The sequence below is a fragment of the Micromonospora sp. CNZ322 genome (assembly GCF_007827755.1).
Map to the genome: position 1 here is coordinate 382,845 of NZ_VITD01000005.1, position 15,499 is coordinate 398,343.

At 69.1% G+C, this 15,499-nt stretch carries 13 protein-coding genes; 5 read left to right on the plus strand and 8 right to left on the minus strand.

What is annotated here, in order from left to right:
- Window positions 1-142 precede the first annotated feature (142 nt).
- Window positions 143-751 carry a TetR/AcrR family transcriptional regulator gene (locus FB453_RS15650; RefSeq protein WP_145790931.1) on the plus strand — a complete coding sequence of 203 codons (609 nt, stop codon included), beginning with the start codon at window positions 143-145 and terminating at the stop codon, window positions 749-751.
- 124 nt (window positions 752-875) lie between these two features.
- On the opposite strand, the gene FB453_RS15655 is transcribed toward FB453_RS15650, so the two are convergent.
- The 6 genes from FB453_RS15655 to FB453_RS15680 form a co-directional block, all read right to left on the minus strand.
- Entirely contained in the window at window positions 876-2,315 is a 1,440-nt protein-coding gene (locus tag FB453_RS15655; RefSeq protein ID WP_145790933.1) for a dihydrolipoyl dehydrogenase family protein, read from the minus strand.
- A 1-nt stretch (window position 2,316) separates the two neighbouring features.
- A complete protein-coding gene (locus tag FB453_RS15660) occupies window positions 2,317-2,874 on the minus strand; it encodes a hypothetical protein (protein ID WP_145790936.1) in 558 nt (185 codons plus the stop codon).
- Window positions 2,875-2,957: 83 nt separating this feature from the next.
- Complete coding sequence (locus tag FB453_RS15665) at window positions 2,958-4,739, minus strand: pyridoxal phosphate-dependent decarboxylase family protein (protein WP_486480282.1); 1,782 nt, start codon at window positions 4,737-4,739, stop codon at window positions 2,958-2,960.
- A 225-nt stretch (window positions 4,740-4,964) separates the two neighbouring features.
- Window positions 4,965-6,140 (minus strand): GDSL-type esterase/lipase family protein, encoded by a 1,176-nt coding sequence (locus FB453_RS15670; protein WP_145790938.1) that lies wholly within the window; start codon window positions 6,138-6,140, stop codon window positions 4,965-4,967.
- Window positions 6,141-6,225: 85 nt separating this feature from the next.
- On the minus strand, window positions 6,226-6,762 hold the full coding sequence (locus tag FB453_RS15675; RefSeq protein ID WP_145790940.1) for a TetR/AcrR family transcriptional regulator: 537 nt from the start codon (window positions 6,760-6,762) through the stop codon (window positions 6,226-6,228).
- 42 nt (window positions 6,763-6,804) lie between these two features.
- Complete coding sequence (locus FB453_RS15680) at window positions 6,805-8,040, minus strand: low temperature requirement protein A (protein WP_145790942.1); 1,236 nt, start codon at window positions 8,038-8,040, stop codon at window positions 6,805-6,807.
- Window positions 8,041-8,235: 195 nt separating this feature from the next.
- Between FB453_RS15680 and FB453_RS15685 the strand changes: the two genes are divergently transcribed.
- Window positions 8,236-9,480 (plus strand): PQQ-dependent sugar dehydrogenase, encoded by a 1,245-nt coding sequence (locus tag FB453_RS15685; RefSeq protein WP_145790945.1) that lies wholly within the window; start codon window positions 8,236-8,238, stop codon window positions 9,478-9,480.
- Window positions 9,481-9,580: 100 nt separating this feature from the next.
- Here FB453_RS15685 and FB453_RS15690 read toward each other — a convergent pair whose 3' ends face one another.
- Entirely contained in the window at window positions 9,581-10,090 is a 510-nt protein-coding gene (locus FB453_RS15690; protein ID WP_486480283.1) for a hypothetical protein, read from the minus strand.
- On the minus strand, window positions 10,087-10,563 hold the full coding sequence (locus FB453_RS15695; protein ID WP_486480284.1) for a DUF1772 domain-containing protein: 477 nt from the start codon (window positions 10,561-10,563) through the stop codon (window positions 10,087-10,089). Before FB453_RS15695 ends, FB453_RS15690 begins: the two co-directional genes overlap by 4 nt.
- A gap of 231 nt (window positions 10,564-10,794) precedes the next feature.
- On the opposite strand from FB453_RS15695, the gene FB453_RS15700 reads away from it, so the two are divergent.
- From FB453_RS15700 to FB453_RS15710, 3 genes are all read left to right on the plus strand, one after another.
- Window positions 10,795-11,943: a sensor histidine kinase gene (locus tag FB453_RS15700; RefSeq protein WP_145790947.1), complete on the plus strand. Its 1,149-nt coding sequence runs from the start codon at window positions 10,795-10,797 to the stop codon at window positions 11,941-11,943.
- On the plus strand, window positions 11,940-12,602 hold the full coding sequence (locus FB453_RS15705) for a response regulator transcription factor (protein ID WP_112726174.1): 663 nt from the start codon (window positions 11,940-11,942) through the stop codon (window positions 12,600-12,602). Before FB453_RS15700 ends, FB453_RS15705 begins: the two co-directional genes overlap by 4 nt.
- 482 nt (window positions 12,603-13,084) lie before the next feature.
- The gene (locus FB453_RS15710) at window positions 13,085-15,202 is read left to right on the plus strand and encodes a double winged helix-containing putative transcriptional regulator (RefSeq protein ID WP_186718302.1); all 2,118 of its coding nucleotides are present in this window, start codon (window positions 13,085-13,087) and stop codon (window positions 15,200-15,202) included.
- Window positions 15,203-15,499: the final 297 nt, after the last annotated feature.

A 15,499-nucleotide genomic window follows, 5' to 3' on the forward strand; every position in this document is an offset into this window, starting at 1 on the left:
CATTGCGAATCAGCCCGCGCGATCCCGGCTCCGATGGGTTGCCGCATCCAGAATCCAGCACTGATGAGGCCACCGTCAGCGAGATCGAAGAAATGCCCTCAGGTACAGATCAGACCGAACGTTCTGTCGCTAAGATGGTTGGATGGCGAGCGACGAACCCAATGCCCGACCCTCTGAGGCACGTCTCAAGCTTCTCCGCACGGCGACCAGGATCTTCTACGCGGAGGGCATCCACTCCGTTGGCGTCGATCGGATCATCGCCGAGGCGAAGGTGACCAGGGCTACCTTCTACCGGCACTTCCCCAGCAAGGACGACCTCATCCTGGCCTACCTGCGTGAGGTGCATCAGCTGGAGCGCGGCATGGTCGACGAGGCCCTCGCCGCCAACCTCTCGCCGGTCGAGCCGCTCCTGTCCATCGCCAATTCCATCGCTCAGAACATCCAGTCCCCCGGGTTCCGTGGGTGCGCGTTCCTGAACGCCGCAGCGGAATACCCCGACACCAGCCATCCCGTGCACCAAGAACTCATCGCCCACCGGGCATGGTTCCTGGGCACCATCACCACGCTCATGGCACAGGTCCACGAAGGAACGGCGGACCCCGCAGCGCGCCACTTCGTCATGCTCCGGGACGGCGCCATGGCGGCCGGATGCCTCTCCGACCCCACGTTGGTGTCCGAGACCTTCCTGCGCGGTGTCGAAGGACTCCTCAGGATCAACTCGGAGCGCCAGTCGACAGAGTCGGCCCGTTAGCCCGCGCACGACCTGGGGCTGGGCCACCCCCGGTGAGGGGATGACCCAGCTCCTCAGTGTTTCCACCACCGGTTGAGCCCGCCCTCGCTCGCAGGCGACGGCGCGGACGGCCGCACGGCTCAGATCAGCGACCGTACGCCTCCAGCAGGCGCAGCCAGACCTCGCTGACGGTCGGGTACGCGGGCACGGCGTGCCACAGCCGATCCAGTGGGACCTCGCCGACGATGGCGATCGTCGCGGCGTGGATCAGTTCCGCGACGTCCGGGCCGACGAGGGTGAGGCCGACGATGACCCGTCGGTCCTCGTCCACGACCATCCGGGCGTGCCCCTGGTAGCCGTCGGCGTGCAGCGCGGCCCCGGCGACGGCGGCCAGGTCGTAGTCGACGACCCGGATCCGCAGTCCGGCGGCCTCGGCGGCGGCTGCGGTCAGCCCCACCGACGCGATCTCCGGGTCGGTGAAGACGACCTGCGGCACGGCGCGCTCGTCGGCGGTGGCGACGTGCCGACCCCACGGGCGGTCGTCTGCCGCTTCGCCAGTGGCCCGCGCCACGATCACGTCGCCCACCGCGCGAGCCTGGTACTTGCCCTGGTGGGTCAGGAGCACACGCCGGTTGACGTCCCCGGCCGCGTACAGCCATCCGTTGCCGATCAACGCGCCGGCATCATCGACCACCCGCAGGGTGTCGTCGACAGTGAGCCAGGCGCCCGGCTTCAGGCCGATCCGGTCGAGGCCGACGTCGTGCGTGTTCGGCGTACGGCCGATCGCGACGAGGATCTCGTCGGCCTCGACCTGGTCGCCGCCGGTGAGTGTGATGTGCACCGTGCCGTCGCCGTCGCGGCTCACCGACGTGGCCTCGGCACCGAGTTGAACCGACACGCCAGCTTCCCGCAGGGACTGCGTGACCCGCTCGCCGACGAACGGCTCCGCCTGAGTGAGCACTCCGTCGCGCACGAGCACCGTCACCGCTGATCCGAGGCCGGCGTACGCGGTCGCCATCTCCGTGGCCACCACGCCACCGCCGATGATGGCGAGCCGGCCGGGAACCTCGCTCGCGGCGGCTGCCTCACGGCTGGTCCACGGTGCCGCCTCACGCAGACCGGCGATGTCCGGCACCAGTGCGCCACTTCCGGTCGCGATGACGACCGCGTGTCGGGCGGTGAGCGAGGTGGTGGCGCCGTCCGCCCCGGTCACCTCGACGATCCGGTCGGAGCCGATCCACCCCTGGCCCCGGTACAGGGCGATCCCCGCGGAGTCCAGCCAGGACACCTGACCGTCGTCCTTCCAGTGCGAGGCGACGGCGTCCCGGCGGCGCAGCACGGCCGCCGCGTCCAGCTCGCCGGTCACCGCCTCGCGCGCACCGGGCAGCTGACGAGCCGCCCGGAGCGCGGCCTGGCTGCGCAGCAATGCCTTGGTCGGCATGCAGGCCCAGTACGAGCACTCGCCACCCACCAGTTCCCGCTCGACGATCGCGGCGGTCAGGCCGCCCTGCACGACGCGGTCGGCGACGTTCTCCCCCACCGGCCCCGCGCCGATGACAACGACGTCGTACGTGGCGTTCTGCACGTCAGTTTCCCTTCGCGGCGCGGCCGAGGCGGATGGCCGCGATGAGGAAGAAGATGGCGCCGGGGATGGCGTAGCCGATGGCGTTGGTCAGCGCCGGGTTGTCCGCGGAGGCGGCCGCGACGAACGATCCACCGGCGATGACGGAGATGCCACCGCTGATGATCATCGGCCATTGGCCGCCCATCGTGCGGCGGGTGACAGCCACGATCAGCTGCACCAGTCCGGCCACGACCGCCCAGGCGCCCCAGACGCGCAGGACCGCAGGGATGCCGGACGCGCCGGCGACGCCCAGGCCCACCGCGGCGAGCAGGCTGATCGCGACGTTCACGTACAGCAGGGTGGGCGATCCGGTGGCTCGCGACGCGCGGACGTCGACGATGGCGGCGGCAACGTCGAACAGCGGGTAGAGCACGAGCAGCGCGACGGTGAGGGGGTTGAGGTGCTTGGCGAGTGGGAGCATCACGGCAGCCCAGACGATTGCGAAGGCGAAGCGACCGAAGTACAAGCGCCGCAGGGCAGCGGCCGTCGTCGAGATGCCGGGAACGGCAAGGGTGGTCATGGTCATCCTCTCGGTGATTCCGGAGCGAAGGGGACGGACGCCCAGCGGGGGGGCGGGCCGCTGGCGGGAGGGGAAGGGCGGTGCTACTCGATGATTGAGAACAGCCCCGTGATCTCCACCTGAGCGCCCTGGAGCCCACCGAAGACGGCACCGGCGGCGGGCGTCGCGACTGCGGCAGCGGCGTCCTCGTAGCTGGCGAAGTACAGGTCGAGCGTCCGGTACGCGGGAGTGGGCGTGCCGTCCTCCTCCGGCCACACCTTGGCCGACTCGACCCGCTGAAGCTTCGGGAACGTCTCGGCGGCCCGGCGTACGTCGGCGTAGACCTTCTCGAAGTCGTCGGGGTCCGCGGGGTTACCGATGACGAGGGTGATCTTGGTAGGCATGGCGGTCTCCTTCAGGCACAGCTGCACACTTGACTGGCGCCAGGCAGAACGAACGTTCTGTCCGTGAAAACCGTACCGACTCGGACCTCCCTCGTCAAGACCGATCGTTCTATCTACTCTTTCGGTGGGGGCGGGGAAGGCGTGGCGCTCGCCACTACCCGTGAAGGAACGCCGTTTCGACATCAACGCGCGGTGCGCGTCTCTCCGATCGGTTGTGCGGGTGAGACGGGTGATCGCGGCGATCGACCGGTCCACGTCCGCTTCGGTCGTGGCGGCGTTGGACACGGAGATCCGCATCAGCCGCCGTCCTCGCCACGTTGTTCCACCCATCCAGCAGGTGCCGTCAGCCTGGACCGCGGCCACCACCCGGTCGGTGCGCGCATCGTCGCCGAAGCCGACCAGCACCTGGTTGAGGACCACCTCGTTCGCGACCTCGAAGCCGGCCCTGGCCAGGCCGACGGCGAATCGACGGGCCAACTCGCAGCAGCGCTCGACCACTGCGGCGACGCCGAGGCTGCCCAGTTCGCGCAGTCCGGCCCAGACGGCGAACCCACGAGCCCGCCGTGAGGACTCCGCGGTCAGGTCCGCTCCGACTGGCGTCCCGCCGGAACCGACCAGGTACGGGGCGCTGTAGGACATCGCCGCGGCGTGCACATCGGGCCGGGCGCAGAACGCGAACGCCGAGTCGTACGGAAGATTGAGCCACTTGTGACCGTCGCAGGCCCACGAATCGGCCAACTCCAGCCCGTCCACCAGGTGCCGGGTGCCGGGGCTAGCCGCCGCCCACAGCCCGAATGCCCCGTCCACGTGCACCCAGCCGCCGTGCCGGCGTGCCAGTTCGCATGCCTCGCGGAGTTGGTCGCAGGCACCGGTGTTCACATTCCCGGCCTGCAGGCAAACGATGGTGGGACCAGACGATCCGGCCCGCAGTGCCTCCCGCAGCGATTCGAGGTCGATGGCACCGTTCGGCTCGGCGGGCACCGGGCGCACCGCGTCGGTCCCGAGGCCGAGCAGACGCAGCGACCGGTCGATGCTCCCGTGCCGCTCCTGACCAGCGATCACCCGGATCGGTGGCGCCCCGAGCAGCCCGCGCCGTTCCACGTCCCAGCCCGCATCCGCCAGTACCTGGTGCCGGGCGGCGGCGAGCCCTGCGGTGTTGGCCGCCTGGGCACCGGTGACGAAACCGACCGACGCCGACGCAGGGATACCCAGCAACTCCTTCAACCAGCCACCTGCGACAGCTTCGGCCGCGACAGCGGCCGGCGATGTCACGGCGTTGGTCGCGAGCTGGTCCCAACCAGCTGCCACGATGTCCGCCGCGGTCGCCGCCGGCAACGCGCCACCGACCACGAACCCGAAGTACCGCGGGCCGGCGCTGGCCACCAGCCCCGGCTCGGCCGCAGCGATCAGGTCGGCAAGCACCTGTTCCGGCGGGCACGACGCGGAGGGCAATGGGCCGGAGAAGGCACCGTTCAGCGCCACCTGTCGACGGGAATTCCAACCTGACGCTCCGACAGCGACGTTCGGTAGTCAGCGGCATGCTCGGCGGCCGAGCGGAACAGGTGCCCGAGGTCTCCCATCGAGCCAACCTATCTTCGAGCCGAGCCGCTACCGCTCGGCAGGGCTCTGGAGCTGAAATCGGCAACCCACCCCCGGGCGGCACCTCGGAAATTCGGCGCGGTCCTCGATGTCTGCGTACCCAAACGGTTAGCCGGTCTTCGTGGCGAATGGGCCGCCGTCGCCGAACGCGAGCCGCGCGAAGTTCTCCGCGATGCGGCGATGTCCGGCAGGGTCGGGGTGGACCTCGTCGGGTAGTGGGAGTTCGGCGTAGTCGGCCGCGCCGTACAGGTCGCGTCCGTCGAGGTAGTGCAGGTTCGGGTCGTCGGCCGAGCGCTGTTCGACGATCCGGGCGAGTTCGTCACGGATGATGTTGAGGGTCAGCCGCCCCGCGGTGCGTTCGGCCGGATCTCCCGTGCCCTTGAACCGCAGGCTCCCGCCCTCGAGGTCTGGCGCGAGAGGGCCGGGCGTGTCTTCCTGCACCGGGCACAGGATGGCGGACACGACCAGCAGTGGTGTGGTCGGATGCCCCTCCCGGACAGTGTCGAGGAACCCGTGGACCGCGGGGGTGAAGGCGCGTAGACGCATCACATCGCTGTTGACGATGTTGATGCCGATCTTGACGCTGATCAGGTCCGCGGTGATGTCCCGCATGGCGCGGGCGGTGAACGGGTCGAGCAGAGCGCTCCCGCCGAACCCCAGGTTGACCAACTCCACGCCGCCCTCAGCCGCGGCCAGGGCCGGCCAGATGGCGCTGGGATGCCCGGCATTCGAACCGTGGCTGATGGAACTGCGGTGGTGTAGCCACGTCCTGCGCCGGTTGGGCGGGGTCTGCTCGACGGGCGCGTCGGTGCGCAGCGCGATCAGCTCAGTGATCTCCGTGTGTGGGAGCCAGATCTCGACGTTTTTCTCACCCGCGGGCAGATCGGCGAAGCGGGCGGTGCCGGTCGGCCCCTCGGCCAGCACCGAGGTTTGAGTGAACATGTCGGTGACGGTCCGGACGTTGCCTCCGGGCACCGAGGCCTGCGCGGTCAGGCGGCCGTCGATCAGCAGGTCGTAGACGCCGTCCGGTGGGGGCGGAAAGCCTTGGTAGACCCGTTTGGTGGGCAGCGTGTCCAGTTCGATCGTGGTGGCCTCGGTACGGAACGCCAGCCGCACACCGGAAGGCTGGGCCTCCGCCATGGCCAGTTGGTCGTCGGGGATCTGCCGGCGCGCCCGTGCGGTCAGCCGATGCGGCAGCAGACCGCGCGCGGTCGTCTCCAGGTCGACGAAGCCGCGCAGCAGCTCCGCAGTGATCGGGGTGGTCCAGTGATGCTCGGTGGTCATTACCTCAATGCCTCTCGAGGAATATCGGTGTTCACCGGCGCGCCGCGCCGCAAACCACTCGCGGACTAGTGCGTCCCTCGCCCCGTCAGGAGCCGCGGCTGCGTAGCAGCGCGTCGAGTGAGTCCACGATCCAGTCCCAGGATTGCTGCTCATCGGGGGCGCTGTGCGCGAAAGCGCCGGCCAGCTCCAAGCTGACGTAGCCGTGGAAGACGCTGCCCAGCAGCCGGACCGCGTGCGTCGCGTCCGGGTCATTCAACTCATAGCCCCGCAGGATCGCCCTGGCCATCTGCGCGTGCCGGACGCCGGCGCTGGCGGCCGCCGTTTCCGGATCGAGCCGGAGCCGAGCGGCGGCATAGCGGCCCGGGTGCTCCCTGGCGTAGTCACGGTAGGCGTCGGCGAAAGCGGCCAGGGCATCCCTGCCGGCACGACCGGCGACGGCATCGGCCACACGGTCAGCGAGTTCCTCCAGCGCGAACAGCGCAATGCGGACCCGGAGATCCTGTGAGTTCTTCAGGTGCGAGTACAAGCTCGGGAGCTTGACGCCGCACCGCCGGGCGAGCGCCGAGACGGTGACCTCGTCGAAGCCGACCTCGTCGGCCAACTCCGCCCCCGCTCGGGTCAGACGGCGGGTCTGCGGTGGCCGCGGTAGCTACGCCTGACCGCGTTACGCCTCGGAATCGCCAACGTCGGAGGTTCCGCCTCCGATCGGTGAAGCGGAAATCTCCGTCGGCTGTCCCCACCTGCGCAACGCGTCGACAAGCGCGACCAGGGCCAGCACTGCGGCCACCACGCTCAGCCCGACCATCGGCGCCCACTGGGCCAACGCCGGCGTGCACAGCAGCAGAGCGACCAATCCGATCAGGTGGGAATGGGAAACCCGACCAAAAATCTCGTGCTGCAACCGCACCCGGGCGACGAGGAAGAGCATCGGACCGCCCACCACGAACAGCAGCCAACTGGGCCGCGGCTGCCCGTACGGATGATCGATCACCAGCTCGTAGCCGACCGCCGTGACGAGCACGCTGAGCACGATCAACAGGTGCGTCCGTTCCGACACCGCTCCCAGCCGGCCGGGCATACCCGCCCGGTCGAACGCCTCCGTCAGCAGCAGACCGGCGCGGTAGAAGTAGATCCGCCAGAGCAGCGCGCTGGTGGCGAACGCGACCGCGAAGGCGGCTGCCCGCTCCGCGGAGTAGTCCGCGCCGCTGAAGACCACGCCGATAACCAGAATCGACTCACCGAGCGCGATGAGGAACATCTGCTGATAACGGTCCGCGAGATGGGTCCCCGCGATCCGCCACCGACCCACCTTCGCGACCCCGAGCCACGGCAGCGGCCAGCCCAAAGTCCAGGCGAGGTAGTCGACAGCGAGGGCGACAACCCACAGCGGCAGGCGGAGGTGATCCGGGCCCAACGCGCCGGCCAGCCACAGCGGGGCGCTCGCCAGAGCCCATACGACAAGCCGGAAGGGCACCAGCCGTCGCGGATGGCCACGCAGCGCGACGGCGACCACCAGCGGCCGCACCACCATCACCATCAGGTACGCGACCGCGAACGGCAGCGCTCGCTCCTCCATGGCGCGGGGCAGCGTCACCGCCATGATCAGGCCGGCGAACATGGTGCCGACCACGACGGCCTGAATGATCGGCTGCTCCGGTTCGTACCGGCTGGTGATCCAGGCGGTGTGCGACCAGATCAACCAGAGCGCCAGAAAGAGCAGCAGGGTACGCCCGAACCCCCCGGCGAGCGCCCAGCCGGTGTCATCGCTCAACCCCGCGAATCGTTGCGAGACCCGGGTGAGGGCCACGACGAACGCCAGATCGAAGAACAGCTCCAGGAACGTCGCCCGACCCGAGCTCACCGGAGGGCGCAGCAGTTCGGCACCCCGCCCCGCCGCCATCGTCCGCCTCCGTCCGCCCCTCGCTACCAACGAGCCGGCCGCCGCCGGAGTTGCGTCAGCGCGCACCCCGCCGCAACCACACCTGGTACGACCGGCCGCGAGAGATCAGCGAGAGGTTGGATATCGATTCGAGCCAATGTATCGTGGGAACGCTCCCAGACCGCGTCCACCACCCACCTGCTCGAGGAGCTGAACATGTCACGACGACGTCGTCGCCCGGCCGCCATGCTGGCCGGGTTGCTCGTTCTGGCCCTGGCTACGTCTCTGTCGCCACCGGCGCCGGTGGCCAGCACCGCCGCGGCCGGCCCATCGAAACTCCGTGCTGCGCCACTCGCTGAGCTGACCGTGGTTTCCGAACAGGTGGCTTTCGGTCTGCAGCGTCCGATCGCGATCACCGGGCTGCCGGACGGCCGGATGCTGATCGCGGAGAAGAACGGCACTGTCCGCGCCTACCACCCCGACACCGGCCTGGCACCCGACCCGGTGATCGACCTGACCGCCCGGATCGACACGTCGGACAACGAGCGCGGCCTTCTCGGCATCACTCCGGCGCCGAACTTCGCGCGGACCGGGATGCTCTACGTGGCCTACACGAGCCTGCCGGCCGGCGCGCTGACCCTGGCGCGAGTGCCCATCAACGCTCCTGATCGGGTGCAGGTGCTGCTCACCCAGGCGCACGCCGAGTACGGCAACCACAACGGCGGACAGGTGGCCTTCGGCCGCGACGGCTACCTCTACTGGTCCCTCGGCGACGGTGGCTACGCGAACGACCCCTACAAGAGCGGCCAGAACCTCGGCACCCTGCTCGGCAAGATCCTGCGGATCGACGTCAACCGCAGCTGCGGGGGAAAGCCCTACTGCGTGCCCTACGACAACCCGTTCGTCCGCACGCCGGGCGCGCGCCCGGAAATCTGGGTCTACGGGCTGCGCAACCCGTGGAAGTTCTCCATCGACCCGGCCGACAACTCGCTGTGGATCGGTGACGTCGGCCAGGGTCTGATCGAGGAGATCAACCACGTCCGCCCGTCGCAGCGTGGCGCGAACCTCGGCTGGTCCTGTCGAGAGGGCACGCCGGTCTTCGACGAGACGCAGTGCCGGCCGGGCGTGCGGCTCACCGACCCGATCGTCGAGTACGACCACTACATGACGGAGAACTGCTCCATCATCGGCGGCCTGGTGTACCGGGGGTCCGTCACCCCGGAGGCGCGGGGCACCTACATCGCCAGCGACTACTGCTCGACCCGCGCTTTCGCCGTGCGTCCCAAGTCCACGGGTGGCTACGAGTCCGCTGAGATCGGCACCTTCCCCACCCAGCCGACTGCGTTCGGCGCCGATGTGAACGGCGAACTGTACGTGCTCAGTGACCTCCCGGGATTCCTGAGCAAGGTGCGGTTCGAGCGGATCCAGCCGACCCCCACCGGCGGGGCGACGATCCGCTGAACCTCGGGACATGCCCTTGACGTCCGCACCACCTCTGGGGACGGCCGCGTTCAGCGGCCGTCCCCTGCTCGCGCCGGGCTGGTGCTCGCCGGTTGACAGATCAGCCTTGCGGTGGCCGAGTGGCACCCGCGTCGTCCGGTCCGCGCCACGCCTTCTCGACCGACTGCCCGGCGGCGCGCTGCCGCCCGATGACGAGCCGGCCCAGGACCGCCGCCACCGCCCCGGCCACCACCCCGGTCAGGATTCCGGTGACGAGGCTGGAGAACACCGCCGCCACCCGAAGGATCGCTTCCTGCGCCCGAGGGTCGATGTCCCCGAGCCTCGGCCCGGTCGCACCGAACGCCTCGTCCCACAGAATCTGGTGACCAACCGCGAGAAGAACACCGTAGATCGCCCCGATGACCACCACGGTCAGGAACGGACGCGGCGGACGCCGCCACAGCACGGCGGCGACCCAACAGATCAGCGGTACGACCGCGAGCAGCACGGCGGCGGGCTGCCCTTCCTCCACGACGTGCAGGTCGTGCAGGACCACCCGCGGTGCGGCCAACACGGCGAGCGCGACCAGGGCAGGCCACGAGAACCCGAGCGTGCGACGCCCGACGCTCATCGCGTGGCCCGTACCGGCGCGGTTTCCCTGGCGAAGCGCAGCAGGGCGGTGAATGCCAGCGCGGATGTCACCGCTCCGCCGGCGAGGCGCACCCAGTGGCCGGCGACGAACTCCTCGGCAACCTGGCGTAGGTACTCCGGGGAGTGCGTGCCGACCGGGTCGACGAACATGATCTCGTTGCGTGGCCAGAAGAACACCACCGAGAACAGGAACTCGCAGGCGATGAAGACCGCCGCGGCGGCGGCGACGTACCACCGCAGTCGCCGATTGCGCCACGTGAGGGCGGTCGCGGCGAGGCTCATCAACACGACCGAGGCGCCCAGCGGCGGGAAGTAGTCGCTCGGGCCTCCGGCGACCAGGAACTCACGGGCCCGGTCCAGCGAGGCGGGTGCGTCCCCGAAAATGTTCGGGTAGAGCATCACGGTCTCGGCCGCGACCCCACCAAAGGACATCATCGCTGCCCAGACGAGCACGATAAGCACGGTCCACGTCAGCCTGATACGGGACACAGCAGTACTTCTCCTTAATCTCGGGACCCATGTGGTCACGATCTGTGATGTCGCCGTTGACGCTAGGTCGCCAAATCGGGGCCGTCTGCCGCGCAGCCGCGTGAGCTGGCATCGCTTCTCGACGTACGTATGGGGGCGGGGGCGATGCCTGCGGACGGCAGCGGCGCGGGCCCGCGCCGACTTAGGCTCACGGACGTGCAGGCCACCTCACCCACCCGAACCGAGGCGCTGCTCGCTGTGGCCATCCTGGGCCTGGTCGCGGCTGCGATCGTGACCGAGGACGCGCCGATCTCCCAGGCGGCGCTGGCCGGCGGGTTCGGGGTCGGCCTGGCCGTACTGCTGCTGGTGGCCCGGCGTTGGACCGTCCCCGCGCTGCTGGCGACAGCCGCCGGCATCCTCGGCTACTACGCGCTGGAGTTGCCGCCGGTCGGCGTGGCCGCGCCGGCCGCCGCCATCCTCTACGTGGCCGCCCAGCGGGGCCGGGTGGTCCCGGCCGCCGCCGTCGGCGGGAGCCTGCTGGCCGTTTCGGTGGCCGCCCGGCTCGTCGAGGGAGACGACATCTCTGTCGTGATCGGTGCCGGTCTCGGCTCCGAGGCGGCCCTGATACTCGCCGTCATCGCTCTCGGTGACGCCGTCCGCAACCGGCGTTCGCTACGGGTCACGCTGGCCCGGCAGGCCGCCTCGGCGGCCGAGGAACGCCGCCGGGAGGCAGCCCGGCAGGTCGAGGCCGAGCGGCTGCGCATTGCCCGGGAGGTGCACGACACGCTCGGACACACGATGTCGGTGGTCACCCTGCAGTCGGCTGTGGCGAGGGAGGCACTCGCTGATGCCGAACCCGAGCGGGCCGAGGCCGCCCTGGCCGCGATCCACTCGGTGAGCGGCAGCGCCATGGCCGAGCTGCGTGCCACGGTGGGCACGCTGCGTCGCGAGCCCGGGCCGCGCGAGCCGGCTCCCGGTTTCACCCAGCTGCGTACGCTCATTGAGGGCGTCCGCCGCGGTGGGCTGCCGGTCGAACTGCGTATCGACGGCTCGGTCGACACCCTGCCCACGGTGGTCGGCAGCACTGTGTACCGCATCGTGCAGGAGGCACTGACCAATGTGCTACGCCACGCACACGCCACCCGCGCCACTGTGACGATCCGGGCGAGCCCGGCCCGGCTGTCGGTGGAGATCGTTGACGACGGTCGGGGATCCGCCGGCGGCACGGCGGTTGAGACGGGTCAAGGGCTACGCGGTATGTCGGAGCGGGTTGCCCTGCTCGGCGGAACCCTCGATGCCGGCGAGACCGCTGACGGCGGCTTCCGGGTCTCGGTCCACCTACCGCTGGCCGGAGTCGCCGCATGACCGACGTACGCGTCGTCCTCGTCGACGACCAGCACCTGGTCCGCACCGGACTCCGCGCGTTGCTGGAACGCGCCCCGGACATCACCGTTGTCGGCGAAGCCGGCGACGGCCGGGCCGGTGTGGCGGTCGCCCGCGAGCAGCGGCCCGACGTCGTCCTGATGGATGTCCGGATGCCCGGCGGTGACGGTATCGAGGCCACCCGCCGCATCCTCGCCGACCCGGCGCTGGCCCACGTCCGGGTGGTCATGCTGACCACCTTCGACGACGACGAGTACCTCTTCGAGGCCATCCGCGCCGGCGCCGCCGGCTTCCTCCTCAAGGACACCCCGCCCGACGCCCTGCGGGACGCCGTCCGCGTGGTGGCCGGCGGGGACGCGCTGCTGTCACCGGCGGTGACCCGGCGGGTGATCGCCGCGGCCGCCCGCTCCCCCATCGCGGACCCCGCCCGGTTGACCGGGCTCACCGCGCGGGAACGCGACGTCCTGGCACAGGTCGGCACCGGACGGTCGAATGTGGAGATCGGGGCGGCCCTGCATCTCAGCCCGGACACCGCCCGCACGTACGTGAGTCGTCTGCTGCACAAACTGAACGCCCGCGACCGGGCCCAGCTTGTGGTTATCGCGTACGAGAGCGGGCTGGTGCGCCCCGGCGACAGCTGAGCCTCGCACCAGCTCGTCCGTGGTCATCCAGCCCGACTGGTCGAGCAGTTTGCAGCAACAGCCGTGTCTCGGCGGCACAAGCAGCGCCTCAGACGAGGTGACCAACCAGCTCGGGAGCACAACGTCGGACGCCGCCTACTGGCCATCCCGCGTCTGCTGGCCTGATCTTTCGGATATCCGAGCAAACGGGCCGCCCAGCGACCGATCCGAGAGACGAGTCCATGACCGACGTGCACGACTCCTCCCACCACGCACGCGTCGGCGACACGGCGGTTCTTCAACTCGGTGGGGCCCGCAGCAGAACTTGGTGCCTTCACCGCCCTCGCTGGCGCACAAGCCGAGGATGTCCCGAGTACCCCACCGTGACGGCCAGGGCCATCCTGGGCAGACCGACGTGATAACTCATAGTAGATGCCTAATCAGGCTGACGTACTCCTTGATGGCATTGATCACTGCTTGAATGTCTATCTAGGATGTCCCCCATGACGCATGGTGATCCGTCCGGCCGACCCGAAGTTCTCGCCGAACAGAAGGCGCTCTGGCGCAGGCAGGCCAGCGCGATCCCGGGCCTGCTCGGCGGTAAGGCGGTGTGGCTCCCGCTAGTCCTCGAGCTCGTCAAGCAGGTCGGCGAGGGGCGCGCGGTTGGCCTCGACACGAAGCCTGAGTTGTCGTTCGACATCGAGAGCATCGAACGACGCCAGGGTGGCGCAGCCCCCAGACTGGAGCCTGCGACGTGGCGTGACTACTACGGCTTCCTTCGGGGCCTCCAGCTCGTCGAGAACACCGCCGACGAGCTTCGCCTCACCGCGACCGGGTTGAAGCTCCAGTCCGATCCGGCGCCGGCACGTCTGGCCACGATCCTGGCCGATCGCATCAGGCTCTTCGCGGAGGTCCTGTCGCTGATCGCCGTGGAACCGCTCACCATCGACGAGGTCGATGAGCGCATCCGAGCGCGTTACAAGCAGTCCTGGAAGAGCAGGGGAAACACTCGCATCCGGATGGACTGGCAGGAGGTCCTCGGCCTGATCGAGGCAATTGGCAGCCGGCGGTGGGGCATCACCCAGGCTGGGCGGACCCTGCTTGCGGATCGTGTGCTGGTGGGGCCGGACGCTTTCGATGAAGCACCTGTGAGCGTAGTTGAGCTTCCTGAGGCTCCGGCCGAAATTGCTGGTCTTCTGGAGGAGTTCTCGACGTCGGCCCGCACGCACGAGTCGCGAAACACCTACAACATCTGGGTTCCGAGCCCGCCGTCGAATCCCAACAAGGTTGAGAACCTCAGAACCATCATGAACGCGGCTCTGGTGAGGATCGAGCGAAGAGAGCTCTTCTCGTTCATCAGCGAGACGTTCGACCTGAGGAGCAGCAGCGTGGAGTCGATGCTGCCGTTCCTGCGGGCGTCGGGGCTTCTCGTCGAGGTGGGCCGGGGGGTTTTCAAGGCCACGCCGGCAGCCAGAGCCTGGGTCGAGTCAGGCGAAGACCTCAACTTTGTAAGAATCTTGCATGCGAACATGCGGTTCGTCGGCGAGATGATCCGCACGGTCGAGAACGACGTCACCCGGAACGACATGTATTCCGAAGCTGCCAAGTTCGGTTTGAATATCGACAAGTGTCGGTGGATCGCCAGCTTCCTTCTCAACACTGGACTGATAGAGGAGCCGCGCTACGGGAGCCTACGGGCCACACCACGAGGGACTGCGCTGGCGGCCGAGTTGCCTCTGGCCGACATCCCCAGCGCTCCACTGGAGCGTTCAGCCGAGACCCAGGACGCTCGGCTGGTACCGGCAGAGACCCAGCCCCTTCTGGTGAAGCAAAACCTGGTCCACCTCTCCAGGGAGCCCCTGGCCGGAGGCGAAGGTAACGGCCGGGCTTTCGAGAAGGCCATCTGTGACGCCTTCCTCGCTATGGGCTTCGAGGCCCGGACGATCGGCGGATCCGGCGACACGGACATCCTTGTCCAGTGGCGCAACGCCGACGGCTCACGGTCGACAGCGATCATCGAAGCGAAGGCGCGGTCGTCCGGACATGTCACCCACACCGACGTCAGCGATGTGGCGATCGAGACCCACAAGGGGCGCCATCATGCCAGCGGCATCGCGATCGTCGGACCGGGTTTCACCGGTGACACCATAAAGAACATGGCGTCGCAAAAAAAGTGGGTGCTGCTGGACGCTGACCGGTTGGGAACGCTGACGGAGGCCTCGATCACCTTGGGGCTCCGGCCTTACGAGATAGGACAGCTGTTCCTCGTTCCGAATGGACTCTCGGATGTCGACGACCTGATCGCGGACCGCCGCCGGGAGTTGGACATTGTGTCGTTCCTGCTCACCAAGCTCGCCGAGGAGGAGAGCGACGCGGGCGAGCCGATCTCCGCCCGCGACATTTCCCGGGACGGACGCAGAACGGAACTCCGCCCGAGCGTCGATGAGATCGTCAATGCGGTCGACGTCATGTCAGGCTTGCACGCCGGCGCCCTGCAGCTGGTCGACGCGGCCGACGACCCGAAGTTCGCTACGTACGTTCTCGGCGATGCTGTAGCGGGAGCAAGGCGCCTCCGCGCACTGGCCGACGCCATAGACCGCCGACACCGCGAGGCGCAGTAGAACCTGCGGGAATTCGTGCTGGTGGGGCGACATCGACCACGAATCCCCTGATCGTCGTTCAGGCGGAACTGCGACTCACGCCGTTCCCGCCGACTGCTACCTCACCGCTGCCGACCACAGCGTCCGACCACACCAGGTCAGCCGACTCGGCGGCCGGCGCCGACCCGTTCACCACACCGGGCGCGGACCGCCTGATCGAAGCGCACGAGAAGGCCGGCGCCAGACAGGGCAGACGAACAAGCAGGTCCAACGGTTGACTTGGTGCCCGGAGGTACCGTGCGGCATGCCCCAGCTGCG